Raw genomic sequence first — 25,495 nt, 5'->3', positions numbered from 1 at the left:
ACAAAGTACGTCCCGCGTCCGTCATCTCTTTTGAGATGGGAGCTTACTTCACTCAAGTAGTAAAACGTGAGCCAAATGCCGACGAGAGTCGGTTTTTTTGTACCTGAGTCTCAGCGCTTACATTAAATTGCATAGGCTCAGAACATGTTTGTTAGCCATGTGGCCACGGAACCGGCAGTCGGAGCTTCATTCTTCATAAAGTACCTCCCATATCTGCCATCTATTTTGATGGTGCTATTGGGTAGAGTACAAAGTGATGACTTAATCGCTTTATTCGTTATAACGAGGTTATGTGTATTTCACTTATTCTGTCGAAAAAGCTCCGTGAAAAATAAGTAAAACAGAAAAAGATTCTTTTTTGGGTTCGGATCGGGCATATTCTCCCTATGTATCTGGTTTGCTGAGATTTATCCATGTTTAAACGCCATTTTGTTCTATCTTTATTTGTCCTATTACTGATCTTTTCTAGGGTGGATGCCTCTGAAACAGTTGAAGTTGGTGCGGCACAGTTCGATAAGTACTTGCCAATGTTGAAAGGTAAACGAGTCGGGTTAATAGTGAACCAAACAGCAAAAGTTAATGGCGAACATTTAGTTGATATTTTGATTGCTCATGATATCAATGTGGTCCGTATATTTTCTCCTGAACATGGCTTTAGAGGTGATCAAGACGCTGGCGCTCATATAGATAATAGTGTGGATGTAAAAACTGGGCTTCCCATCGTTTCCTTATACGGGACTCAGAAACGCCCCTCCAAAAATATGCTGGAAGATCTCGATGCGTTAATTTTTGATATTCAAGATGTCGGTGTGCGTTTTTATACTTACATCAGCACGATGCACTACATGATGCAAGCTGCAAAAGAGAACCGCAAAGCATTCATTGTCCTAGATAGACCTAACCCTAATATTCGATTTGTTGCAGGTCCTATACTTGATAGTGAATTCAGTTCTTTTGTTGGTATGCATCCGATCCCAATTTTACATGGTATGACAGTAGGAGAGCTGGCGATGATGATTGAAGGAGAGGGCTGGTTATCAGGAGCAGAACGGCTAGACTTAAATGTTATCTCAGTGACAAATTACAATGCGTCAGTGGACTATATTCTACCCATTGCGCCAAGTCCCAACTTACCTAATCAACAGGCAATTTATTTATATCCATCATTGTGTTTATTTGAGGCTACGGCAGTGTCTGTCGGTAGAGGAACTGATTTTCCTTTCCAAGCTTTTGGGCATCATCAAGTAAAATTGGGGGACTTTAAATTTTCTCCCCGTTCTATTACTGGGGCTTCACGCTTTCCTAAATTAGAGGGGCAACAAGTCTGGGGGAAGGACTTAAAACAAAGCTCGGTCAGGGGGGTTGATTTAACTTGGTTTGTATCAGCTTATGCGCAGTTCCAACGAGAAAGCGTGCGTTATATTGTTCATGAAGACTTTTTAGATAAATTGGCTGGCACAGATATTTTACGTTTAGCTGTAGAGCAAGGTTTAAAAGCGCACCAAATAGAGGCGATTTGGGAAAATGAGTTGAATGGTTTTAAACAGAAAAGGGCGCCTTATCTGCTGTACGATAGATAAGACGCATGTCTTCTAGACGCTTAGGATATCATCCATGTACTCGTTAGAGCGGTCTGCGCGACGTTGCCAATGTAAGTTTGACTGCGCTAATGAGATGAACAATACATCAATTAAATAGCCTAAAGATGCGCGAGTTAACACAGCCGAGTGCTTAATTGCTTCTGTTTCTTGGATACAGTAAAGACAGTTATCTGCGTAATTTGCTAACTCACTGTGACCGTAACGTGTAAGTGCAAGGATTTGGCACTCGTTACTTTTAGCCTGCTGGGCTAATTTGACTACGCTTTTAACAACGCCTGAGTTACTTAAGAAGATCACAAGGTCATCTTTCCCCATTGTAGCCATGTAACTTGCAGCACTGAGTTCATCGATATGGGTGACAGCACACACACCTAATTTTTGTAACTTTAAGGTAAGGTCTTGTGCCATTGTATGGGTAGTGCCTATCGCACAGACCATCACTTTCTTAGCTGCTTTAATGGATTGCACCGCTTGTTCAAACAGCTCAGGCGTATTTAATTTACTGGTTGCAACCAAAGTAGCTTGCTGATTGGCAATCAATTTTTCAGAAATATGCGCTATAGAGTCATTCTGATCAATTTCATTAGACAGGAGCGTTTCTTCTTGCGTTTGTTCGTTTAGCGCATCAACCACTGCGAGTTTAAACGCTGGGAACCCTTTATAGCCAAGTTTTTGTGCGAACTTCACTACACTGGACTGACTAACACCTGCCGATTTCGCAAGTTCAATTGAAGATAAACCGCGTATTTTTGCACCTGACTTCAGCGTAAAGTCTGCTAACTTGGCCTCGCTCTGCGAGAGCGTCGGCTTTAAGGCCTTTATTTTTACAAAAGTAGACATGAGGATCACCTGGTAACTAAAACTAACTTAAACTGTCCATATTATAGGTTCAATTGGAACGATGTGATAGATTGTTTAGGAATATTATTGCGTTTTTTGATTTATGTGGTACTGGTTAAGGTACTTTTGTTGCATTTGTGAATTTGATTATAGGAAAAGCTTGGTTTTTTAGACACGAGAACTTAAGCTGAATTGGTTAAACTTTGCGTGAACAAAATAGCGAGCAGAGAGCCGTAATATTCGCCCAGCTATTGATTCCACTGCGATTGCTCTGAGCCAAAAAATTACAAAAGGGAAGCTATGTCTTGGTATTCTATTTTGCCGCCACTTATCGCCATCGCGGTCGTGTTTTGGCGAAAAGAGGTCATTTTGGCCTTAATCTTAGCTCTTGTTTCATCTGAGTTTTTATTGGTATTAAACGATGATGAGCAAAGTGTTTTTGTTGCATTTATCAATAGCATTGAACGTATTATCGAAGTTGCCACATCCGCCGGCAACAGTCGGATTTTAATATTTAGCATCGTAATAGGTGCTCTTTTGGCCTATATTCGCGAATCGGGCGGTGTCTCTGCAACAGTGCAAAAGTTAATAAGCATTGGAGTGGCAAGAAATAAAAAACAAGTCGGCCTACTCACTATGTTTACGGGGACTGTTGTTTTTATAGAATCGAACATGAGTGTATTGACTTCAGGTATCGTTTCTAGAGGTCTATTCGATAAGTTCAAAATGAGCCGAGCCCGACTCGCCTATATTATTGACAGCACCAGTGCACCAGTATGTATTCTAATCTTGTTAAATGGTTGGGGGGCATATGTGTTGGGCCTGTTGAGCAATTATGAATTAGAACAGTCTGCGGTGAGTATTTTATGGGGCAGTGTAGCATTTAACTTTTACGCCATTATCGCTTTGCTTATCGTGTTATATACAATTATCTTTGATAGGGTACATGGCCCGATGAAGGTAGCCGAGGCTGCGTTGACGCGTCAAGAGGTTGAGCTAAGTGCTGGGCCAACTGCATCGAAGGCTCGTTTTATGCTGGTGCCTTTAATAACACTGATTGTTAGTATGGTTGGCTTTATGATTTGGACAGGTGATGGGGTACTGGCAAATGGCAGTGGTTCAAAGTCTGTATTATATGCCACTATTTTGGCCTGCAGCGTCGCGTATTTTTTACTACTGAATGAAAAGCAGTTTACCCACCATCAACTTGTAGATATAGGTTTTAAAGGTATGGGTGAACTACTTCCCTTAGTTACTATCGTATTACTTTCTCTTACGCTGGGCTCTAGCCTAAAAGAGTTAGGTACAGGTGTGTTTGTAGCGCAGTTAGTTGGTGATTACTTATCCGTGTACTTTATTGTTCCTGTGTTGTTTTTAACTGGCGCCGTCATGTCGTTCACGACGGGGACATCTTGGGGAACGTTTGCGATTTTAATTCCGATTGGAGTGCCGCTTATTCAAACCCTTGGGTTACCGCCTTCATTAGTTGTAGGGGCTATCTTAAGTGGAGGTGTGTTCGGAGATCATTGTTCACCTATCTCAGATACGAGTGCAGTTTCTGCGCTGGCGTCTGGATGTGACTTGCTGACGCATGTAAAAACACAGTTGCCTTACGCATTGATGGGTGGTGGTTTGGCATTGGCTGGTTTCTTTATTGCCAGCCTCGTTATGCTCTAAGGGCACGCATATAAGTTTCTGCCTTCGATGGGGGGCGCAATTTTTAATAGCTGGCCCTTGTTATTTCTGCTCAGTGCTAACAACACACCTTGATCAGCCTGTGTATCGAGCATTCTGGGAGCGTTTAATTCATCTAGTACACTTTTGCGTACTTCAATCAGTGTTTCATTTTTGCAGTCCGCTATAAACCATGCGCCCTCATCACTATGAATGAGCTTGCCATAAGACTGATGAATTTGATTTAACGTTGCTTTTGCCCCTTCAAGTGAGGTATCCAACAGCTGTTTTTGTTGTTGAATCGTGGTGAGATATTCACCTTCAATTAAATTGTGGGTCTCAATAGACTCATATTGTTCTAGATTAAACTCTGTGGGTTCGATTTTCGTGAGAAATAACTCAAAATCCTTGAGCGTATTTTGCAAAGTCAAGCTACCAACTATCGCTATTGCACAACAAGAGGTAGCCCAGGCTGTAGTCCTTAGCCAAAATTGACGAGTATGCTTGCGATTTTCTAATCGACTCATTCTCTTTAAACGACGAGTCTGCTTAGCCGACATTTTCTGTTGGCGTTTGGCATTTGAATATGCCTGCTTGAGCTCATTCATTTTTCACTCTCCTAAAATCGATTTAAGTTGCTGCTTTGCATAACGTAAGCGTGTTTTAACGGTCTCGGCATTGGTTTGTGTGATCTGCGCTATTTGCTTTAGCGAAAAACCTTCTAATTGTAAACTCTGTGCTTCTTTTTGACTGTGAGGCAGCTTTTTAATAGCCTGATAGAGTCGCTCAGAGCTTGCCTCTGAAAAACTATCTTCTGCTGTGACTTGGCTTTGGGCGGTCACACCCTCATCTAGTACTAATTTACTTTGTTTACGCAGTTCATCAATTAAGGCATTTCGTGCAATTTTAAATATATAAGCTTTAGGCGTATTGTTTGTCTGATAGAAATGTCGCTTTTCTACAATGGTTAGCCAAGTTTTTTGGCAAATGTCTTCTGCTACCTCGGGTGTACTTTGTGTACAAAGAAAGTGATATAAGTCGGGATTAAAATTATCGATCGCCTGCTCAAGGTAACGGTTTTCGCCGCATTTTTTAAACTCATAAAGCGGATCTTCGGCATCTGTTTTGTGCTGGACAAACCAACTTTTTATCGCTAGTAGCATGCACTCTCCTGGATTGTTGTTAATTGTAATCGACTGTTCCATTGTGTGTGTGCGAGCCGCTGCCCATAAGGTAAGCGGCTTTAGGTCGTATTCATGACCCCTTAGCTAATTTAAACTCTAACATAACTGACTGGCCGGTTTGAACTATTGCTTTACCGTCTACCATTTGGGGGCGGTATTTCCAACGCTTTAATGCTTTTAGCGCTGCGCGATTAAAGATGCGTTTGGGCTCTGCACTAACGACTTTGGCATCAATTACTTGTCCGGTCGAAGAAATACTAAACTCAAGTTGCACCCAGCCCTCAATTCCGTCTCTAGCAGCTTGTACCGGGTAACTAGGATCGACTCTGACCAGTGGTGTTGCCTGCGTATCTGTTGCTTGTAAAGTGTTGTTGATAGTGATTGGTGAACTGGTAAATTGGTGATCCATGCCTATGTCTACATTAACGCCAGGCGTGCTCGTAAGTTGAGTTACAGGTTTTGGCGGTGCCTTGGGTAATGGCTTTGGTTTGGGTGGTAAAGTTTTACGCTCCCTAACTGACGAATCTTTGATTTCTTGAGATATAAAAACATCAATATCGGGTCGTGGTGAGTCCATTAGTTGTCTTTCTTGGCTGATCAGTTGCTGCATGAATGCAAATAAGCCAAATGTAACCACCATGGCGCCAATAAAAGACAGCACTAACTTATTTAGCTTGTGATAAGGTGCTGCTGGATGGTTTGTATTAATTATCATTGTCATATTTCGTCTCCCCTTTTTACAGATATAACGCGCTAGGTCAAAAAAAGGGGTGATTTTTTTTAATTTTTATTTTTATCCATTTAGAATATCGATCGATTTTGATTTAGGACGTGGTTAATGCAGTTACAAGAAATAAATAAGAGTCGTTATCGCAAGCACTTGAATTGGGTGATAGGCGCATGTATCACAGCGTTAACTATCGGCAGTTTAGGTATTGCGCAAACGTTAATCCAGTTTTTCCCTGATAATGATGGCAGCCATTTTCACTGGAATCTACTTGGGGTAGTAGTCAGCTGTCTAGTCATCGTCATTGTTTTGAAGCGAATCAAGCTTCACCCTTTTATGGTTGAGGTAGTTTATGTTTGGGAGTTAAAGCAAGCGTTGAATCGTATTACGAGAAAAATGCCCAAGCTCAAAAAAGCAGCTCAGCAAGGCGATGTTAATGCTATGCTTGCAATACATTATAGTTATGCGGGATCTCGTCAGCTTTGGACGTTGGACGATAATACTATCATGATGGAGGAGCTGGCCATTTGGAAAGCTGAATTAGACGCATTAGCGACTCAATATCAAGTTACTTTAGACGTATCTAAATACCGTGAGGAAATGCTAAAAGTATTTTAGGTAGAATAAATCGTAAAATTGTTTTTAGAGGTCTTTTTAACGGAGTACATTGCAACGTCTGCACATTCGACGAGACCTTTTAAGCTGTCAGCGTGCATTGGGAAGTGTGCAATACCTATGCTCGCGCTGACACTTAACTCTATCCGGTGACCATTCTTTTCATAGGTGATGGACGTATTTATTTCGTCGAGGACTTGTTGAGCCATGTGGTTTACCTTCACTATGTTTACATCTTTAATTGCAACCACAAACTCGTCTCCGCCCCAGCGACTGACCAGTTCTGTATTGGGCACAAGCCGAGCAAGCCTTTTGGCAATTTGCTTTAATACTTCATCGCCTGCATTATGGCCATATATATCATTGACGGGTTTAAACTTATCTAGATCAATTAGCAGCAGGCTAAATTGTGTTTCAGAGTCAACCCACTCCATTAAGGTGAGTTCTGCGCCATATCGGTTATATAAACTGGTTAAACTGTCTCGTTGTGCTCGGTGGCTAAGCTGGTTTAACATTGTTTTACGAGCCGTAATGTCAGCTAAAAAAACTTGAAAGTACCACTGTCCATCACTCTTTGTATTGAGAATAATGAGACTTAGCCATACAGAAGAGAGCGTTAAAGGGTTAGTGAATTCAAACTCTGACTGCATCACCTGTTTTAACTTAATGCTGTTTTCAGTGAAGGTATAGAGAATATCGGGAGTTTTACAAAACTGCCCAAGGTTTTCCGGAAAACGTTCTTGACTGTCGATCCCCATACCCGCTAAAAGGTCTTTAGCCGCGTCATTAACTAAAATGACTTCACCGTGTTCTTTGACGAGTACAGTGGGTGAGGATGAGCGCTCAAACATCAGGCGAAAGCGCTTTTCTAGTTTTTCTACTTCGACTCTAAGACTGCGCTCTTGTTCAAATAGCGTTTCAGTATTGGTTAGCATGACATTGATATCTTTACCAATTTTACCTATCTCATTCTGATCATTTAGCGGGTCTACGTAAATTCGTTGTGCGCTGCCAGGTAAAACGCTGGCTAGCTGTTTACTTAGACTCCCTAAAGGGCGAGATATTAAAAAAAACGCCAAAACTGCAAACAAGAGAAGCATAGGCAATACCACCACCAGTAACGTTTGTACTGATGAAAATGCACTGTCTCTCGCATTTTGTTCAATATACAAAGTGTTAGGAACCACATAGATAATTCCGATATTTTCTTGCAAGATAAAGGGGTTAGGCAAGAAAAACGGCAAGGCTCCCAGATCTTTATAGAGGATACTTTTAGCGAGTACGGTTTTTTTATTGGTCAGTGCCGCAGAGAGAATGATGTCATTGCTGACTAAGCCATTAACAACTTCATTAGCGAGGTCTTTGTCTTCTAAATAGGCGGCAATAGACGCCGTAGAAGACACAGTTTGGCTTATTTGTCGCACAGTGCTTTCTAAGCGTTTGAGTTCGGTATCAAACACGTGATGATAGTATATTTTTGCGTATACAACTGAAAACGCGAATGTTGATAAACTTAGAATAAGCATCAACCTAAAAATTAAACTGTGTCTACTGAACAAAACGGTACACTACTTTTAGCTCATCAGTTACTGCGCTTGCAGGTAAGTAAGCAATCGCACTAGGTGTTGTGATAACTTTATCTATTATAGCTTCTGTTGAAGGATATGCTTGGGGTGGAGAAGCTTTACCACTAAATTTGACTCGCGACCAATATGCATTGATCTGAGAAATATTCTGACCCGTTAATGCTTTAAAAAATGCGCTTCTAAGTGGGTGCTCTTTACGGTAATCCAGTGTTATGGCCATATGCCCATTTGGAAAAGCTAAGTATTTGCCCATATACATATCTATTAGCTGCCGATGGGTAACCTGCTCAATCGGGTTGTTCTTATTGACCACAATTACGATGTCTTGTGGTTCAGAGGCTTCTAGTTTCATACTCACTATGAGCAAAAAACAGAGCGACAAGATACAGGATCTCATCAGAATACCCAGTTTAGGCTTATGCCTAACGTGTTGAAGTCTGTATCAAGGTGAGATCCAGTTAAACCTTGGTGTAGGTAGAATGTAGATGGCAAGCTTGCTGTACTGGTATGCTCAAGTTGGACTTTTACCGCAAGTGACTCTGATAATTCTGAGCGCAGTGTCACCGATAGTGTGCTTTGATCTATGAGGTAGAAGTTAGTATGTCTTATTATTGTGTTATATAGTAAATCGAGTTGAGGGGTTGAAATAAGGGGCCTTTGGGGTGTTTTTTTGTTTGACTTTGCTGTGGCAAATGTCGCCATGAATGTATGGTTTTTATAATACGTGCCAACACCAATATATCCAGCTGTCAGTTCATTCAAGACTTGTGAATTCGAGTCTATATATGAAGCTTCAGTTTGAAAAAACCATTGATTATTATCGTATCGAACACCAATCGCTGTATAATCAAAGCGCTTGCCAATAATATTTAAAGAATCTAGCAAACTGGCTTTGTTGGGCCAAACTTCATCCGGTACTTGTGACAGTGCTGCCTGCAACTGTAATTGTTGTTCATTTTCGTTACCTGCCTTGGTAATGGTATAGTTGGCTCTAAGTGTCCAATCAAGAGGCTCCCATTGTAGGACGACCCCATACAGAGATTTTATTTCAATATCCCAAAAAAAGTTTTCATCACTGACTATTGGTGCAGTAGATCGGCCTGCAAACAGTTTTGCACTGAACAGGCCATGTTCTTGAGAGAAAGTGTATTTGATATCTGCACCGTCTATATTTTGGTGCGGTACAATGGCATAAAACTCCGTTGGTGGGTGATCGAAAGTGTAGGTATAGCCAATGTCTCGGTGTTCAGTCATCATAAACAAGTCGAGCCCAGTTCTGCCGACTCGCATTTGCCAATTTGCTGTTGGTGAATAGCGTAGAAATGCCATTTGCACGGCATTATCTATATTTTGTTGTTCCTGATCTTTGAGCAGTGCCTGACCCACAAATTGAAGTTTGGGTGTTGCTTGCCACTCTAGCTGAAACCCTAATGATGATGTACTGAACCCAATTTCATCTTTGTAGGTTGCGTTGGGTTGGGTGATATGATGACGGATCCCTGCATTTTCTGAGTCAGTGAGGGTTACCCCCAAAGTAGCGAAACCATCAAACTTGAGCTCATTACAAGCGCCGCTGAAGGATATGCATAAATATAGGAGTAAAAGTAGGCGCATCAATGTCCAATAAGATAAAATAAACCGCGTCTTATATGTATAGATTAGTGCCAATATCTACATTTACCAGTTTTGTATAAAATGACTTGTAAAAGAGGCACAGTGACACCATATAAAGAGATATACAGTTTTTTGTGATACTATCACATTTTTATTTGGGTATTTTCAAGTCGTGGCTGAAGTAAGAGCAAGAGTTGAGCTGAATGTAGGGCAGCGTAGTCATATTCCTGCAGAAATCGTGTCTTTCGAGGGGCTCAAAGACGGCGAAGAGCATGTTGCGTTAGTGTTTAATGGTGCAGATACAAACCAAGAAATACCATTAATTAGAATGCACTCTGAGTGTTTAACTGGCGATGTGTTTCACTCTTCAAGATGTGATTGTGGTGAGCAGCTTAATGAATGTATAGAAGAAATGCACCAACATGGCGGCGTATTATTGTATCTTCGTCAAGAGGGACGTGGTATTGGTCTGTACAATAAAATTGATGCCTATGTGCTTCAGTCTCAAGGTATGAATACCTACGAGGCAAATAACCATTTGGGCTTTGAAGATGATCTTCGCAATTTTTCAGACGCGGTTTTGATGCTCAAAGCACTTGGCTTAGATCATGTAAAACTTATGACGAATAACCCTCGCAAACTTAATGCATTACGTAACGCGGGTATACGTGTTGAAAGTGTAGTGGGGACTCAAGCACATGTAAAAGCTGGTGAGTCTGGTAACCGTAACTATTTAGCCACTAAGGTTGAACATGGTTCTCATATGCTAGACATTGAAAAGATCAACAAACCAAAATCTGAATAGCGCCAAAATTGCTTTGTTTGGCTGTGACCAAGCAAAGCAAACTCCCTGTATTACCAGACTTTTCTTGGGTATTTTTCGATTTAAGTCCATTTAGTGGGGATATGCCTTACAAACGTCCTTTCAAGTATTTCACTGAAACAGTATAATCAATGCGATCTATAACTAAGTTAATCATTTATGTCTGCAGAATTTAGAACATTTAAAGCCGGGTTTGGAGTCAATTGGCTAAAAGCTGGTTGGGTAATTTTTAAAACTCAACCTATGACTTTTATGATGATGTATATTTTCCTTGTCGTAGTTGGGTTGTTCCCATTTGTCTTACCAAACCCAATAGTACAAATGCTATGTGCACTAGCAGGTCCTTTTTTAACCGTGGGATTCTACAATGCGGTTGTTAGCTTGCAGTCGGGCAAGAAGATTATGCTGGCCGACATTTTACAGCCATTTTCTGCCAAAGGGCGTCGCCTTAATTTATTTCGGTTAGGCTTGTATCAACTGGGTGTAGCGCTGATACTTGGTGTAGTAATGAGTTTATTGTTTGAACCAATCACCACTGCGTTACAAAATCATAACCCTGAGCAAGATATGAACGTCGCAATGGCAGAAATAGCCGCGGCGATCAGTTTTTCAGATATCGCTATTTTTATCATTTTACAGTCATTGGTAATGATGGCCTTTGCTTATGCACTGCCACTTGTTTATTTTAAGAAGCAAGCAAATATTTTAGCTGCGATGAAGCAGTCCTTAAAGGTGTTTTATTATAATATGGGGCCTTTAAGCGTATTCGGTGGTATTGTCGCATTAATGTTTATCGCATCAGCACCATTGTCTTTAATTCCTTTAATTTTCGTTATGCCCATTGTGTACATCGGTTTCTTCATATCTTTTCAGGCCATCTTTGCGACACAAGAGACGCCGGATGATGAAAAAAGCTCTGGAGATGGAGATAAGGGTCCAGAGCAAGAGCAAGTAGGACAAACAGGCCGGTTCGACGCTTGATGGAAAACAAGGAAAAACAGAAACTTAAAAACTACGCTATTTGGTTGTTATCCAGACAAGAATATTCTCGTAAGATGCTTGGCGATAAGCTGTTGCTAAAAGGCGCTAGCGCAGAATATGCGGATGAGCTTATCGAATGGTTGAGCGATCTCGGTTACGTAGATGATGCTCGACATTGCGAAAGCTTTTTGAATCGCCAGCTCGCCAAAGGGTTAGGTGAAAAGCGCATCTTAATGGAAGCGGCCAAAAAAGGCGTTGAACGTACACAGCTTCTACAGTTGATTGAAGAGAAAGAAGTTGATTGGTACGACATTGCACAGCACACGTATGAAAAGAAGTACGGCTGCGCAAACGAAAAATTAGACTATCAAGAAAAGTCAAAGCGAGTCAGGTATATGATGTACCGCGGATTCAGCTATGACCAAATAGATTTTGCAATTCAGGCACAAAATGACAACTAGTTTTCATAATAAGTTGGTTGCCTGGGGCACAAAGCAGCAATAAAGGGTGAATGATCACATGCAGCAAATGACTACCGCACAGATAAGGCAGAGCTTTTTAGATTTCTTTGCCAAGCAACACCACCAAGTGGTGCCATCAAGTTCTTTGATCCCTGGCAATGATGCCACGTTACTATTTACCAATGCCGGTATGGTGCAGTTTAAGGACGTATTTCTAGGAGCTGAAAAGCGACCTTATAATCGCGCGGCGAGTTCGCAGCGTTGTGTACGAGCTGGTGGTAAACATAATGATTTAGAAAACGTTGGTTATACTGCAAGACATCACACTTTTTTTGAAATGCTGGGCAACTTCAGCTTTGGCGACTACTTTAAGCAAGACGCGATTAAATTTGCTTGGCAATTCTTAACAGAAGTCGTGAACCTGCCAAAAGAAAAGCTATTGGTGACTGTTTATCACACCGATGAAGAAGCATATGACATTTGGGCAAATCAAGTAGGCGTACCAGCAGAAAAAATTATCCGCATTGATACGTCAGATAACTTCTGGTCAATGGGTGATACTGGCCCTTGTGGCCCATGTTCTGAAATTTTCTATGATCATGGTGAGCACATCTGGGGTGGGCCTCCAGGTAGTCCTGAAGAGGATGGTGACCGCTTTATTGAGATCTGGAACCTTGTTTTCATGCAGTACAACCGTCATGCAGACGGTACGATGGAGCCTTTACCGAATCAATCGGTTGATACTGGTATGGGTCTTGAGCGTATCTCTGCAATCATGCAAGGCGTTCACTCTAACTATGAGATTGATCTATTCCAAGCTCTCATTAAAGCAACTGCTGCCGTAACGGGTGCACAAGATCTAGAAGATAAATCGCTTCGTGTTGTCGCAGACCACATTCGTTCGTGTGCATTCCTTATTGCTGATGGCGTTATGCCTTCCAATGAAGGCCGTGGTTATGTGCTGCGTCGTATTATCCGCCGTGCTATAAGGCATGGTAATAAGCTAGGCGCACAAGGTGCATTTTTCTTTAAGTTAGTTGCAGCATTGGCTGAGCAAATGGGTGAAGCATATCCTGAGCTGGTTAAGCAGCAAGCTATCATTGAAAAAGTACTGCGTATCGAAGAAGAGCAATTCGGTAAAACACTAGACCGTGGTTTAGCTATATTAGAAGAAAACCTGGCTGGCCTTAAAGGTGATGTGATCCCAGGAGACCTGGTATTCAAGCTTTATGATACCTATGGTTTTCCGGCTGATTTAACAGCTGATGTTGCACGTGAACGCTTTATGACTATCGATGAAAGGGGCTTCCAAGAAGCAATGGAAGCACAGCGTAAACAAGCGCAGCAAGCGGGTAAATTTGGTGCCGATTACAACGAGCAATTGAAGTCTGAAAAAGTAACAGACTTTAAAGGCTACGATGCGGTCCAATACAGCGGTACTGTGGTAGAGCTATTCTCTGACGGTGACAATGTTTCAGAGCTATCAGATCAGCAAAAAGGCATTGTGGTATTAGACCGCACTCCATTCTATGCAGAGTCTGGTGGTCAGGTAGGTGATACAGGTGTTCTCAAGGTATCTGGTGGTGAATTTGTTGTAACTGATACGCAAAAATTAGGCAATGCTTTTGCACACCATGGATATGCAGTTGGTCGAATTGGTATTAATGATAAAGTTGATGCGCAAATAGATGAGCATCGTCGTGAACGTATCAAGAAGAACCATACAGCTACGCATATTTTGCATGAAGCGCTACGCCAAATTCTTGGAGAGCATGTTGCGCAAAAAGGCTCCTTAGTAATGCCAGATCGTCTTCGTTTTGACTTCTCTCACTTTGAAGGTGTGACAAAAGAGCAGTTACGAGACATCGAAGAAGCCGTGAATGCAGAGATTAGAGCAAACTTTGCGCTTGAGACTCAGTTGATGGATATTGACGAAGCCAAAGCAAAGGGAGCAATGGCGCTATTTGGCGAGAAGTATGATGATGAAGTTCGCGTTGTCTCTATAGGTGAATACTCGATTGAACTATGTGGTGGCACTCACGTTAAGCGTGCTGGCGACATTGGCTATTTAAAGCTTATTTCTGAAGGTGGTATTGCTGCAGGCGTGCGCCGTATTGAGGCTGTCACTGGCGAAGATGCAATTAGGTATGTTGCACAACAAGAAAAAGCGTTATCTGACATCGCTGCACTTGTTAAGGGCGACAGCGCGAGTGCACTCGAAAAAGTAGCTGCACTGCTTGAAAAGGCCAAAGGCCTAGAGAAGCAGGTTTCTCAATTAAATGACAAGTTGGCAGCGGCTGCGGGTTCTTCATTGTTAGAATCAGCGGTTGAGATTAATGGCATCAAACTACTAGTCGCTAATGTGGCTGGCACGGAATCAAAAGCCTTACGTGGCATGGTTGATGATCTTAAGAATAAAATGGGCTCTGGCGTTATCGCACTTGGTGTTGCAAATGGCGATAAAGTCAGCTTAATCGCAGGTGTTACGAAAGACCTAACTGGTTCAGTGAAAGCTGGTGAGTTAGTAAATCATATGGCAGCGCAAGTTGGCGGTAAAGGTGGTGGCCGTCCTGATATGGCGCAAGCTGGTGGTTCTCAGCCAGAGAATTTAGACGCTGCGCTAACTAGCGTGTCAGCTTGGTTGGCTGACAAAACGCAATAACCAGTGGCTTTAATTGTAAAAAAGTTTGGCGGCACTTCGGTAGGCTCTATAGAGCGCATCGAAGCTGTCGCTGATCTGGTTATTCGTTCGAAGCAGCAAGGGCACCAAGTAGTGGTTGTGCTGTCCGCTATGTCGGGGGAGACAAATCGTTTACTTTCCCTAGCCAAACAAATTGATGATAGGCCCAGCGCTCGAGAGCTAGATGTGCTTTTAACAACGGGTGAACAAGTGGCGATAGCGTTGCTTGCTATGGCAATTATCAGGCGAGGCCACTCAGCGGTGAGCTTGTTGGCGGATCAAATTGCAATTCATACTGATAATATGTTTGGCAAAGCACGCATTAAAAACATTGATGTAAAGCGCCTAACACAAGAGCTTGAACACAATCGCGTTGCAATTATTGCAGGCTTTCAAGGGCGGGACCCTGAAGGTAACCTAACAACGTTAGGTCGAGGTGGCACTGATACATCCGCCGTTGAAATTGCGGCGGCCATTTCAGCGGATGAATGTCAAATTTATACCGATGTAGATGGTGTTTATACGACAGATCCCCGTGTGGAACCACGCGCTCAGCGCATGCCACAGGTTACATTCGAAGAAATGCTTGAATTGGCAAGCCTTGGCGCGAAAGTTTTACAGATCCGCGCAGTAGAGGCGGCAGGGCGATATAATATGCCATTGCGTGTATTATCAACTTTTAACCCAGATTCTGGAACATTAATAAGCTATGAGGAGCCGGAAGTGACCAGTAAAACTGTGTCAGGTATTGCTTATCAGAAAGATGAGTCTTTACTTATTATTCGGCAAATACCTGAGAAGCCTTCTTCTTTGGCAAAAGTTCTAACTCTCCTTGCTGAATATGACATTGAAATTGACATGATCAGCCAAATTAATCATCAAGCGGGCAAAATAGACTATGCTTTAACTGTGCATAGCAGTGAATATTCGCAAGCTTTAGATGTATTAACTACGAATTGCGACGCTTTACAAGCTGCTCAGATAGAGAGCAATGCGCAAGTCGCAAAAATTTCAGCTGTGGGTGTAGGTATGAAGTCTCACTCAGGTACTGCTGGTGTATTTTTTCAGACATTGGCAGATGAGAATATTCAGGCGCTTTTAGTTTCTACTTCTGAAATAAAAATTTCCGTTTTAGTAGAAGAGCGCTATCTTGAACTAGCTGTAAGGGCACTTCATGGTGCATTTAGCTTAGAAAATGTTGATTAAGCAATAATTTTGCTTACTTTTACATGAACTTTTAATTAAAATGAACTTGACGCGGAATCTTTTAAATTTTGGAATAACAGGAGCAAGAGAATGCTAATTCTAACTCGCCGTGTAGGCGAAACCCTGATGATCGGTGATGAAGTTACAGTAACGGTACTTGGTGTGAAAGGTAATCAGGTGCGTATCGGCGTAAATGCACCTAAAGATGTTTCAGTTCATCGTGAAGAAATATATATGCGAATTCAAGCGGAAAAATCTAGTCCGCCTTCAGGCAATATGTAATTAATAATAAACTACCTTATTGCTTGGTATAGAAAAATAGCCGCTTTGAAGTGGCTATTTTTTTGTCTTGCTAAATATAAAGTCGTACACATCTTTGTTCAGAACAGTACCCGATATATATTGATTGTGCCGTTGTTGCTCAATAATAAGGCCTTGCTCAGTTTTGACCACGTTTTCAATATCCTGCCACTTGACCGAAAAAGCCCGGTAAGGATTTTCAGTTTTTATGCCTTCGTCATCAATGGTGAGTAGTACTTTAGAGCCACTTGCTCTACTCAGCATCTGTCTGGCAATCCACCAAGGGCGTTTATAGTAAAATGCTACTCCCTCTAATACTGCAAGTATAAATAGAAAGTTACCTAGATAGGCTTGGCTAAGTAGGTAGTGAGCTACAAAGCCGAGTGATACAAGAAACGCGATAAGTCCATACTTTGGCTTATGGTGTTTGCTCATTTTCACCGATTCGTCAAAGCATTCCTGAAAATAGCGCTTATCTAAAATGAATTCACTTTGAAACACGAGTAATCCTCAAGTTGATAACCATGGAATTATACGCGGTTATCAACTTGGTTTAAATCTTATTTGGTGTTCACTAATGTGATTATCGGTAAAACCCCAGTACCTTATTTAGAACAAAGAAGCAACAAGAGCGCTAGTAAGGGTGCCGTTTTCAAAGGTATTTATCTATATGTGAAAGTATTGCGAAAAGTAAACGCGCCCTTTCGGTATGACCAATTTTATCTTGGCTGTTTTTAATACGAAGGTGCTGAATCTACACTCCTTCGTTCGGCTATTTTTTGTCTATATCTTGAGTATTTTTCATATTTATTTGGCTTTTAATCTATTGGTTTGCCATGCTTTCTGACTAAGTGTGTGAATCTAAAACATAAATTCTTAATGGTAATACCAATTTACAAGAGGCTTTACATGAATAAAAGTTTTGATATGATGTTTGAATAAATATTTACAAAAGTTGCCTATCTATTTCGTGGGGTGGGTGTTCATAAACAAATAAATAACAACTAAGGGGGCACAGATGGAGATCAGCGAATTGCTTATGCAGGCAGCCAACCTCATGTTAACTGGCATGGTTGGTGTTTTTATCTTCTTATCAATTCTAATCCTTGCGGTGAAAGGATTATCGAAAATCAGCGCATCAGAGCAAAGTCCTGAGCAACCTAAGGTTAAAGCTAAGTCTCGGCGCAGCGACACAACAGCTGTACCAGCACCGCATGTTGCAGCTATTAGCGCTGCGATAGCGCAGTTTAGACAAAATAATTAACGGGTCTACTATGTCAAAATTAAAACTAACAGAATTAGTACTAAGAGATGCCCATCAATCTTTACTCGCGACAAGAATGCGTTTGGAGGACATGTTACCAATTACTGAAGAGCTGGATAAAATTGGATACTGGTCGGTAGAGTCTTGGGGAGGCGCAACCTTTGATGCTTGCATCCGTTATCTGGGGGAAGATCCTTGGTATCGTATTCGGGCGATAAAAGAAGCTATGCCAAATACAAAGCAGCAAATGCTACTTAGGGGACAAAATTTGCTCGGCTACCGTCATTATGCAGATGATGTTGTAGAAAAGTTTGTTACTCGTGCACATCAAAATGGTGTTGATGTATTTAGAATCTTTGATGCCATGAATGACGTTAGAAACCTTGAAACAGCAGTCCGCGCAGCAATTAAAGTGGGTGCACATGCGCAAGGGACAATTTCGTATACAGTCAGCCCTGTCCACAACCTAGAAAAGTGGTTAACCCAAGCTAAACAGCTTGAAGAGCTAGGTTGTCATTCAATTTGTATCAAAGACATGGCAGGGTTATTAAAGCCTTATGATGCTGAAGTGTTGATTTCAGAACTAAAACGTACAGTCTCTATCCCTATAGCCATGCAATGCCATGCGACAACTGGTTTGAGCACTGCAACGTATCAAAAAGCGGTCGATGCTGGTATCGATATGCTGGATACTGCAATTTCCTCAATGAGTATGACATATGGCCATAGCGCAACCGAAACACTGGTTGCCATTGTTGAAGGTACGGAGAGAGACACCGGCCTTGAATTAGACAAGCTTGAATCTATTGCAGCCTACTTTAGAGACGTACGTAAGAAATATGCTGCGTTCGAGGGCAGTCTTAAAGGGGTCGATGGGCGTATTCTATCTGCACAAGTACCTGGCGGCATGCTAACAAATATGGAGAATCAGCTCAAAGAACAAGGTGCGGGCGATAAGTTAGATGAGGTACTCAGTGAAATTCCTCACGTAAGAAAAGATCTTGGCTTTATTCCGTTGGTAACGCCAACGTCTCAAATTGTGGGTACTCAGGCGGTATTAAATGTACTTACCGGAGAACGATACAAGACTATCACCAAAGAAACTGCTGGTGTATTAAAAGGCGAGTATGGCACAACGCCGGCGCCGGTTGATGAAAATTTACAAAACCGAGTTTTAGATGGTGCCGACGCGATTACTTGTCGGCCTGCGGATTTAATAAAGCCGGAGCTGGATACTTTAGAGCAAGAACTAATAGAGCACGCGAAGCAAGATAACATCGAACTGGCTGATGACATTGTCGACGACGTTTTAACCTATGCGTTGTTCCCACAGATTGGCCTCAAATTCCTTAAAAATCGTAACAACCCAGACGCATTTGAACCAAAGCCAAGCTTAGTTACCGCACAGAGCCAAAAAGCGACTGCGGTTAAGTCTTCTTCCACTGCAAAACAAGGGAATGAACGATATAGCGTGAGAGTTGATGGCAAGGTTTATGACGTTGTTGTCGCCGCTGGCGGAGAATTAAAAGAAGTAGCCGTTAAAGACAGTGAACTTATGCCGCAGTCGGCTTCCGTGAGTTCAGGAGAAACCTTAAACGCGCCACTTGCAGGTAATATTTTCAAAGTACATGCAAGACCTGGTGATGATGTAGTACAAGGTGATGTCGTTTTAATCATGGAGGCGATGAAAATGGAAACGGAAGTACGGGCTACTTCCAATGGGAAGATTGCAGATATCTTAGTGTCTGAAGGTGACTCAGTTTCCGCGGGCGACGCGATTATTGAGATGGCATAAGGGTTTGTAAAATGGATGGATTATTAAATCTATGGCAAGCAACAGGGTTTGCCAACCTGACTTTTCCAGCCCTGTCCATGATAGCGGTTGGTTGTGGATTACTGTACTTAGCAATAGCAAAAGGCTTTGAACCTTTACTATTGGTGCCAATTGGGTTCGGCGCCATTTTGACAAATATCCCTGTGGCTGCGTTAGCAGATCCGGGAGGGTTACTGTATTACGTTTACTATATTGGTATTGATAGTGGCGTTTTCCCACTGCTTATTTTCATGGGAGTGGGGGCGCTCACAGATTTTAGTGCTCTAATTGCAAACCCTCGCATGTTACTGCTTGGTGCAGCTGCTCAGTTTGGGATTTTTGCGACGTTATTTGGTGCGATTTTATTAAACTTTATTCCGGGTTTTGAATTTACCTTACAAGATGCGTCGGCAATAGCCATAATAGGTGGCGCTGACGGCCCAACTGCAATATTTCTAGCTTCAAAACTTTCTCCGGAGCTATTAGGCGCGATTGCTGTAGCTGCATATTCATACATGGCTTTGGTACCAATCATACAGCCGCCCATTATGCGATTACTGACCTCTGAAGAGGAAAGAAGTATTGCTATGCCACAGCTAAGACCTGTGTCTAAAAAGGAAAAGGTTCTATTTCCATTGATGGTATTGGCGCTGACTCTATTGTTTTTGCCTGCGGCATCACCGCTTGTAGGGATGTTTTGCCTGGGCAACCTAATGCGTGAGTCTGGTGTAGTCGACAGACTAAGTAATACTGCTCAAAACGAGCTAATTAACATCACGACGATTTTCTTGGGTTTGGCTGTGGGTTCAAAGTTAGCAGCAGATCAATTTTTGACTGTGGAGACCCTTGGGATCTTACTGCTTGGCGCGCTGGCATTTAGTATCGGCACAGCCTCTGGCGTTTATATGGCAAAAGTTATGAACCGAGTATCATCTAATCCTATTAATCCATTGGTAGGGGCTGCCGGGGTGTCAGCTGTGCCTATGGCAGCTAGAGTCGTGAATAAAGTGGGCTTGGAGTCCAACCCGCATAACTTCTTATTAATGCATGCTATGGGACCTAATGTAGCAGGTGTCCTTGGTAGTGCAGTAGCAGCAGGCATACTGCTCGCTCTGGTCGGTTAACAACACTCTCCAACCTTTTTGTGGGGCTTCGGCTCCACAGTTTTTCTTCCTTTCTTAGACCTTCTGTATAAATAGCGGGCCAAAATTAAGCCTTCGTGGTATAACTTGACTGATTAAATTTGGCCCGAGTGATTCTATGAATATCATTGTTATTTTAGTTTGTTTAGTAATTGCGTTAGTGATTTTGATCCCGTTACTTGAAAAGTACAATAGTAAAATTGGGCTCGATAAGATGGAGAAGTACTCTAAATATATTATCCCTCTGGCGATGGCGGGCATTGTAGTAAATATGATCTATTCGATGGTCCAAGACTGAACCAATGTAATTGTAGGGCAACACACATGATGCTGCCCTGTGAGATGTGTCTGGCAGTTTAAATTACTGACTGCTGTAAAAACTGCTGTATAAACTCAGTTGCTCTTTGGTAAGCCTGCTCTAACTCATCTCTTAACTGAATAAGTTGATCACTTGATAGATCTTCCTCTTTACAACGAGTTTCAAACCCTTCTGCAAGCAACGCTACTTGTTCCGCACCTATGGTCCTAGAGATAGATTTAAGCTGATGACAGGCTTCGATAATTTCACTTTGGCTTGATGAGATTACCGCGCCATTAATGTCCCTCGCTAATTCACTGCTTTGCTCTAAATACATTCTGAAAAAGCGCAGCCTTTTGGCATCATCATCATTCACGTACTTGTTGAGTTGATCCATATCGATAGGTGTACCTGGCGTTTGCACTTCTGCTTCTTGTACCTCATCAGTAGCTGGACTATCTACTTCAATTTGTACAGGAGGTTCATAGCTAGGGGATTCAGCAACAGGTTGCTCCTCAAATGGTTGAGGTGAAGGTGCTACTGGTTCACTGATATCATAATTATAACTGGGCTCAATAGAGGCAGGTTCTTCGGTCATCTGACGCGCTTCTGAGTAGACTGAATCGGGCGAGAAACTTGTCTCAACTTGTGGCTCAGGAATTGTGTGTGTCGCAGAGGTATTTTCGGTCAGTGTTGACGTAGGACTAGGCTGTGAATCAGCTGGCTTACCAACTTGAGTACCTGTAGCAGACTGCCATTTATCAAGCGTCGCCTCGAGGACATTCAATTCAACTGGTTTTGTAATGTAATCGTTCATGCCCGAAGCCAAGCATCGATCTCGCTCACCTTTCAATGCATTTGCTGTAATCGCGATAATATAAGGCTGTGCATTGATATCTGATGCTTGTTCAGCGATATCTCGAATTTTGGTTACCATGTCATAGCCGGACATTTTTGGCATATGTAGATCAGTAAGGACCACCGCATAGTGGCCTTTTTGCCACATCTTTAAACCTTCTTCGCCATTTTCTGCCACTTCAACCCCATATCCAAGTAGATGTAGCTGATCCGTAAGCACTTGCTGGTTGAGTACATTGTCTTCTACTAATAATACTAACTTGTTTTCAGCTTTGGCGTCTTCGGTATTCAAGTAGCTGTTCATAGAACGTGAAGGCTTAAGTTGTTTTGGTTTATGCAGACCTACTGCAACCAATACAGCTGTCATAAAGCTGGTTTTACAAAGTGGCGCGGCGTTGAGGTAGAAGATGTGGCCATGGTTCAACGCGGACTCATCCATCGTACTGAGCACAATCACTTGCTGGCCATTGTGTTCTAACGAGTAAAGTAGGTCGCGCAGTTGTTGGTTAACTTTTTCCATTCCATCAAGGCCATCTAGGACCCATACAACACCTTGTTCATACTGGTGCTCGCCCATTTCACTGGCGTCATGAACGACGATAGAGTTAGCGCCCATAAATGATAAGTAGCGTGCAAGGATTGCCCGACGGTTTGGACTATGCGTAAAGGTCACAACCTTTCTGCCTTCTAACACGCCCTTGTTAGCATATTCTACTTTACCGCTAATACTGAATGGTAATTCAACAACGAACTCACTGCCCATACCAATATCAGATTGAACGTTGATAGAACCGAGCATTAGCTCAACTAAGCTCTTACATATAGAGAGGCCTAATCCAGTGCCGCCATATTCGCGCGTAATGGAGCCTTCGGCTTGAATAAACGGGTTAAATATTTCTCTAAGCTGGGCTTGAGTCATACCTTTACCGTTATCTGTTACTTTAAACCTTAGTGTGTAATGCTCAGAAGTGTTTTGTGCAACTTCTACAGAGATTTTGACAAAGCCCTGTTTACTTTCATCTGTTGTAGTAAACTTAATTGCATTGCTGCAAAGGTTATAAAGAACCTGACGCACGCGCACAGAGTCACCGACCAAGTTACTGGGAATATCAGGGGCTACGGCAAGCTGCAGGTCAAGCTTACGTTTTTTCGCGACTGACGATAGTACGCGAGCAACTTCTTCAATGGTTTCTGAGACAGAGAATGCACTACTGTCAATTTGTAATTTACCAGCCTCGATTTTAGAGAAATCTAGAATATCGTCTAGGATGCCAAGCAGCGAGAACGCAGAATCACGGATTATGGTCGTTAAACGGTGCTGTGCACCATCTAGTTCAGTTTGTCGTAGCAAATCAATAGTACCAATAACCCCATTCATTGGTGTTCTTATTTCGTGACTCATGGTTGCCAAAAATGTGGTTTTAGCTTCACTTGCGCGCTCAGCGTTTAACGTTGCTTTTTCTAAAGCAAGCGTACGTGCTTGAACTTCTGTTTCTAAGCTGGTTTGAAGTTGTCTTAATTCGTTTTGCGCTGCTTGGTTACCTTTAATAATGTCGCGGATCTGATTAATCAACGTATTGATGCCAATTGAGGTCTGCGACAAGCCAAAGCTCAGGTTTTCGGTGATATGAACCTCGTAATCCTTTTGCGCAACTAAATGTTCAAGCTCTGAGTTGAGCAGCTTTAACTCTTTAGCTAGTTTTCCTACAACCTGCTTTTTTAAGAAAAGCGCAAATGCCACAGTGAGGAGCAGTGCAATAAGAGCGAGTACGTAACTCAAAAGGTTGTCATCCGGAGCAGCAATTTGCGGCGCGGTATATACCAAAATTAATTCACCGACAGGCATATTGTCCAAGGTCAATGGTTGATGAACAATCGTTTGATCGTTAACCGTGAGCTTAGTACGTTGCTTGATTGGTGCGACTGGAAACTCATCTGTTTGAAACACGAGGCTAGGTTTACCCATGCCGCTGTCTGCGTATAAGTATGCATTGATGTCAGGGTTACCAGCTTTAACCGATGTCAACATCTGTTTGGCATAGTTATAACCAAGCTTCATCATCGTATTGCTGAGCGGCGCCGCTAAATCTTGAGCCTGTAGCACGAGATCTGGCTGGATATATATTGTGGTTTGTGTTTGTTTTGGCCATAAATAGGCTGCAAGTGCAGATACACTGGCAATTATTAAGGTGACAAAAACAAACAGTGGCACAAAGCCTTTAATCTGTGCTTGTGAAGAATTTTTCATTGAAATAATCCGAGCAAATAACTTTCAAGTCGAGTTTTTATAAATAAGTGTTAATCCTATCACCTACAGTGGGTGATTTCTCTACGTTTTTACTTCTTTATTACGGTTTTTGATTAATGTGGAGTGTAAATGTATGTATGATTTTCATCCTTTTTTAGCCGGTTTTTGTTAGTTTTGCATGAATTGTGCGCAAACAAATTATATTGCAAAAAAATAGTTGACTTGAAAGGGTAAAACTCGTTTAATACGCCGCACGCCCAGATAGCTCAGTCGGTAGAGCAGAGGATTGAAAATCCTCGTGTCGGTGGTTCGATTCCGCCTCTGGGCACCATTTTTCGGTGCGCCGACTTAGCTCAGTTGGTAGAGCAACTGACTTGTAATCAGTAGGTCATCCGTTCGACTCGGATAGTCGGCACCATTAATTTACTCAGATATCTCATACAAAGTAGACAATCTGAGTTGAATTGAAAGTCAATGACTTTGAATTCTAAAAATTTGCCCAGATAGCTCAGTCGGTAGAGCAGAGGATTGAAAATCCTCGTGTCGGTGGTTCGATTCCGCCTCTGGGCACCATCTTTAAAGATGATAAATTACAGCATTGAAGATATAAAAGAGTATTTTCAATCAAAAAAGAATATTTGCCCAGATAGCTCAGTCGGTAGAGCAGAGGATTGAAAATCCTCGTGTCGGTGGTTCGATTCCGCCTCTGGGCACCATTATTTAGGTGCGCCGACTTAGCTCAGTTGGTAGAGCAACTGACTTGTAATCAGTAGGTCATCCGTTCGACTCGGATAGTCGGCACCATATATTCTTTAGAAGTAAAAAGTTAATAAATGCTCAGGTAGCTCATTTTGTAGAGCTGTTGTGAATTGCATTGAAAATCCCTGATGGGGTTTTATAATTAAAAGATTTTGCCCAGATAGCTCAGTCGGTAGAGCAGAGGATTGAAAATCCTCGTGTCGGTGGTTCGATTCCGCCTCTGGGCACCATCCTTTCGGTGCGCCGACTTAGCTCAGTTGGTAGAGCAACTGACTTGTAATCAGTAGGTCATCCGTTCGACTCGGATAGTCGGCACCATTTACTTCTAAAAATATTTCATGACGCAGGCTTACATGGCTAGGTAACTTCCAAAGCTGTTGCATCTGTCAAAATTAAAAGTCTACTTACTCAGATAGCTCATTCGTAGAGCTGTTGTGAATTGCATTGAAAATCCTTGATAGGGTTTTCTAATTAAAAGATTTTGCTCAGATAGCTCAGTCGGTAGAGCTGTTGTGAATTGCATTGTAAATCCTTGATAGGGTTTCTAATTAAAAGATTTTGCCCAGATAGCTCAGTCGGTAGAGCAGAGGATTGAAAATCCTCGTGTCGGTGGTTCGATTCCGCCTCTGGGCACCATTATTTTGGTGCGCCGACTTAGCTCAGTTGGTAGAGCAACTGACTTGTAATCAGTAGGTCATCCGTTCGACTCGGATAGTCGGCACCATTAATTTACTCGGATACCTTACAAAATGAAGTTTTTCTGAGTTGAATTGAAAGTAAAAAACTTTGAATTCTAAAAAATTTGCCCAGATAGCTCAGTC

22 protein-coding genes and 9 tRNA genes are annotated in these 25,495 nt (G+C 42.1%); 22 read left to right on the top strand and 9 right to left on the bottom strand.

Annotated features, from left to right (window positions below):
• Window positions 1–413 precede the first annotated feature (413 nt).
• The gene (locus N482_RS21925; RefSeq protein ID WP_063379082.1) at window positions 414–1,580 is read left to right on the top strand and encodes an exo-beta-N-acetylmuramidase NamZ domain-containing protein; all 1,167 of its coding nucleotides are present in this window, start codon (window positions 414–416) and stop codon (window positions 1,578–1,580) included.
• Between the two features lie 12 nt (window positions 1,581–1,592).
• On the opposite strand, the gene N482_RS21920 is transcribed toward N482_RS21925, so the two are convergent.
• Window positions 1,593–2,441: a MurR/RpiR family transcriptional regulator gene (locus N482_RS21920; protein ID WP_063379081.1), complete on the bottom strand. Its 849-nt coding sequence runs from the start codon at window positions 2,439–2,441 to the stop codon at window positions 1,593–1,595.
• 300 nt (window positions 2,442–2,741) lie between these two features.
• Between N482_RS21920 and N482_RS21915 the strand changes: the two genes are divergently transcribed.
• Window positions 2,742–4,118: a Na+/H+ antiporter NhaC family protein gene (locus N482_RS21915; RefSeq protein WP_063379080.1), complete on the top strand. Its 1,377-nt coding sequence runs from the start codon at window positions 2,742–2,744 to the stop codon at window positions 4,116–4,118.
• Here N482_RS21915 and N482_RS21910 read toward each other — a convergent pair.
• The 3 genes from N482_RS21910 to N482_RS21900 all read right to left on the bottom strand — a co-directional run bounded on the left by N482_RS21910 (window position 4,115) and on the right by N482_RS21900 (window position 6,020).
• A complete protein-coding gene (locus N482_RS21910; protein WP_063379079.1) occupies window positions 4,115–4,723 on the bottom strand; it encodes a hypothetical protein in 609 nt (202 codons plus the stop codon). The genes N482_RS21915 and N482_RS21910 overlap by 4 nt on opposite strands.
• Window positions 4,724–4,726: 3 nt before the next feature.
• Window positions 4,727–5,278 (bottom strand): sigma-70 family RNA polymerase sigma factor, encoded by a 552-nt coding sequence (locus tag N482_RS21905; RefSeq protein ID WP_063379078.1) that lies wholly within the window; start codon window positions 5,276–5,278, stop codon window positions 4,727–4,729.
• A 91-nt stretch (window positions 5,279–5,369) separates the two neighbouring features.
• Window positions 5,370–6,020, bottom strand: a complete 651-nt coding sequence (locus N482_RS21900) for an energy transducer TonB (protein WP_063379077.1) — start codon at window positions 6,018–6,020, stop codon at window positions 5,370–5,372.
• 117 nt (window positions 6,021–6,137) lie between these two features.
• Here N482_RS21900 and N482_RS21895 point away from each other — a divergent pair, with 117 nt between their 5' ends.
• Window positions 6,138–6,644, top strand: a complete 507-nt coding sequence (locus N482_RS21895) for a DUF3087 domain-containing protein (protein ID WP_063379076.1) — start codon at window positions 6,138–6,140, stop codon at window positions 6,642–6,644.
• Here the strand turns inward: N482_RS21895 and N482_RS21890 are convergent.
• The 3 genes from N482_RS21890 to N482_RS21880 form a co-directional block, all read right to left on the bottom strand.
• The gene (locus tag N482_RS21890) at window positions 6,641–8,065 is read right to left on the bottom strand and encodes a diguanylate cyclase (protein WP_231100912.1); all 1,425 of its coding nucleotides are present in this window, start codon (window positions 8,063–8,065) and stop codon (window positions 6,641–6,643) included. The genes N482_RS21895 and N482_RS21890 overlap by 4 nt on opposite strands.
• A gap of 124 nt (window positions 8,066–8,189) precedes the next feature.
• Entirely contained in the window at window positions 8,190–8,579 is a 390-nt protein-coding gene (locus N482_RS21885; protein ID WP_231100911.1) for a hypothetical protein, read from the bottom strand.
• Window positions 8,580–8,623: 44 nt separating this feature from the next.
• Window positions 8,624–9,841, bottom strand: a complete 1,218-nt coding sequence (locus N482_RS21880) for a hypothetical protein (RefSeq protein ID WP_063379073.1) — start codon at window positions 9,839–9,841, stop codon at window positions 8,624–8,626.
• A gap of 172 nt (window positions 9,842–10,013) precedes the next feature.
• Here N482_RS21880 and N482_RS21875 point away from each other — a divergent pair, with 172 nt between their 5' ends.
• The 6 genes from N482_RS21875 to csrA all read left to right on the top strand — a co-directional run bounded on the left by N482_RS21875 (window position 10,014) and on the right by csrA (window position 16,274).
• Window positions 10,014–10,646: a GTP cyclohydrolase II gene (locus N482_RS21875; protein WP_063370920.1), complete on the top strand. Its 633-nt coding sequence runs from the start codon at window positions 10,014–10,016 to the stop codon at window positions 10,644–10,646.
• A 177-nt stretch (window positions 10,647–10,823) separates the two neighbouring features.
• Window positions 10,824–11,645 (top strand): BPSS1780 family membrane protein, encoded by an 822-nt coding sequence (locus tag N482_RS21870; RefSeq protein ID WP_063379072.1) that lies wholly within the window; start codon window positions 10,824–10,826, stop codon window positions 11,643–11,645.
• Entirely contained in the window at window positions 11,645–12,106 is a 462-nt protein-coding gene (locus N482_RS21865; protein WP_063379071.1) for a regulatory protein RecX, read from the top strand. The genes N482_RS21870 and N482_RS21865 overlap by 1 nt, the downstream gene beginning before the upstream one ends.
• Window positions 12,107–12,164: 58 nt before the next feature.
• Window positions 12,165–14,768, top strand: coding sequence for an alanine--tRNA ligase (gene alaS / locus N482_RS21860; protein WP_063379070.1), 2,604 nt, complete (start codon window positions 12,165–12,167; stop codon window positions 14,766–14,768).
• 3 nt (window positions 14,769–14,771) lie between these two features.
• The gene (locus N482_RS21855; RefSeq protein ID WP_063379069.1) at window positions 14,772–15,992 is read left to right on the top strand and encodes an aspartate kinase; all 1,221 of its coding nucleotides are present in this window, start codon (window positions 14,772–14,774) and stop codon (window positions 15,990–15,992) included.
• A 90-nt stretch (window positions 15,993–16,082) separates the two neighbouring features.
• Window positions 16,083–16,274, top strand: a complete 192-nt coding sequence (csrA, locus tag N482_RS21850) for a carbon storage regulator CsrA (protein WP_063379068.1) — start codon at window positions 16,083–16,085, stop codon at window positions 16,272–16,274.
• A 54-nt stretch (window positions 16,275–16,328) separates the two neighbouring features.
• Here the strand turns inward: csrA and N482_RS21845 are convergent, their stop codons facing one another.
• Window positions 16,329–16,793, bottom strand: a complete 465-nt coding sequence (locus N482_RS21845) for a YcxB family protein (RefSeq protein WP_063379067.1) — start codon at window positions 16,791–16,793, stop codon at window positions 16,329–16,331.
• A 517-nt stretch (window positions 16,794–17,310) separates the two neighbouring features.
• Here N482_RS21845 and N482_RS21840 point away from each other — a divergent pair.
• The 4 genes from N482_RS21840 to N482_RS25800 all read left to right on the top strand — a co-directional run bounded on the left by N482_RS21840 (window position 17,311) and on the right by N482_RS25800 (window position 20,809).
• Complete coding sequence (locus N482_RS21840) at window positions 17,311–17,556, top strand: OadG family protein (RefSeq protein WP_063379066.1); 246 nt, start codon at window positions 17,311–17,313, stop codon at window positions 17,554–17,556.
• A 10-nt stretch (window positions 17,557–17,566) separates the two neighbouring features.
• On the top strand, window positions 17,567–19,351 hold the full coding sequence (gene oadA, locus N482_RS21835) for a sodium-extruding oxaloacetate decarboxylase subunit alpha (RefSeq protein WP_063379065.1): 1,785 nt from the start codon (window positions 17,567–17,569) through the stop codon (window positions 19,349–19,351).
• Window positions 19,352–19,362: 11 nt separating this feature from the next.
• On the top strand, window positions 19,363–20,493 hold the full coding sequence (locus N482_RS21830) for a sodium ion-translocating decarboxylase subunit beta (RefSeq protein WP_063379064.1): 1,131 nt from the start codon (window positions 19,363–19,365) through the stop codon (window positions 20,491–20,493).
• Between the two features lie 136 nt (window positions 20,494–20,629).
• Complete coding sequence (locus N482_RS25800; RefSeq protein ID WP_063379063.1) at window positions 20,630–20,809, top strand: hypothetical protein; 180 nt, start codon at window positions 20,630–20,632, stop codon at window positions 20,807–20,809.
• Between the two features lie 58 nt (window positions 20,810–20,867).
• Here the strand turns inward: N482_RS25800 and N482_RS21820 are convergent, their stop codons facing one another.
• Window positions 20,868–23,915: a hybrid sensor histidine kinase/response regulator gene (locus N482_RS21820; RefSeq protein ID WP_063379062.1), complete on the bottom strand. Its 3,048-nt coding sequence runs from the start codon at window positions 23,913–23,915 to the stop codon at window positions 20,868–20,870.
• Window positions 23,916–24,170: 255 nt separating this feature from the next.
• Between N482_RS21820 and N482_RS21815 the strand changes: the two genes are divergently transcribed.
• The 9 genes from N482_RS21815 (at window position 24,171) to N482_RS21775 (ending at window position 25,398) form a co-directional block, all read left to right on the top strand.
• Window positions 24,171–24,246, top strand: a tRNA-Phe gene (locus tag N482_RS21815).
• An 11-nt stretch (window positions 24,247–24,257) separates the two neighbouring features.
• Window positions 24,258–24,333, top strand: a tRNA-Thr gene (locus N482_RS21810).
• Window positions 24,334–24,412: 79 nt separating this feature from the next.
• A tRNA-Phe gene (locus N482_RS21805) sits at window positions 24,413–24,488 on the top strand.
• Window positions 24,489–24,555: 67 nt separating this feature from the next.
• Window positions 24,556–24,631: transfer RNA gene (locus tag N482_RS21800), tRNA-Phe, on the top strand.
• A gap of 12 nt (window positions 24,632–24,643) precedes the next feature.
• Window positions 24,644–24,719, top strand: a tRNA-Thr gene (locus N482_RS21795).
• A 109-nt stretch (window positions 24,720–24,828) separates the two neighbouring features.
• A tRNA-Phe gene (locus N482_RS21790) sits at window positions 24,829–24,904 on the top strand.
• 12 nt (window positions 24,905–24,916) lie between these two features.
• Window positions 24,917–24,992: transfer RNA gene (locus N482_RS21785), tRNA-Thr, on the top strand.
• A 242-nt stretch (window positions 24,993–25,234) separates the two neighbouring features.
• Window positions 25,235–25,310: transfer RNA gene (locus tag N482_RS21780), tRNA-Phe, on the top strand.
• Between the two features lie 12 nt (window positions 25,311–25,322).
• Window positions 25,323–25,398 (top strand) — tRNA-Thr (locus N482_RS21775).
• Window positions 25,399–25,495: the final 97 nt, after the last annotated feature.

This window comes from Pseudoalteromonas luteoviolacea NCIMB 1942, from assembly GCF_001625595.1.
In the GTDB taxonomy this organism is placed as follows: Bacteria; Pseudomonadota; Gammaproteobacteria; order Enterobacterales; family Alteromonadaceae; genus Pseudoalteromonas; species Pseudoalteromonas luteoviolacea_A.
The sequence above is the reverse complement of the archived record's forward strand: the minus strand, read 5'-3'. Positions and strand labels throughout refer to the sequence as shown.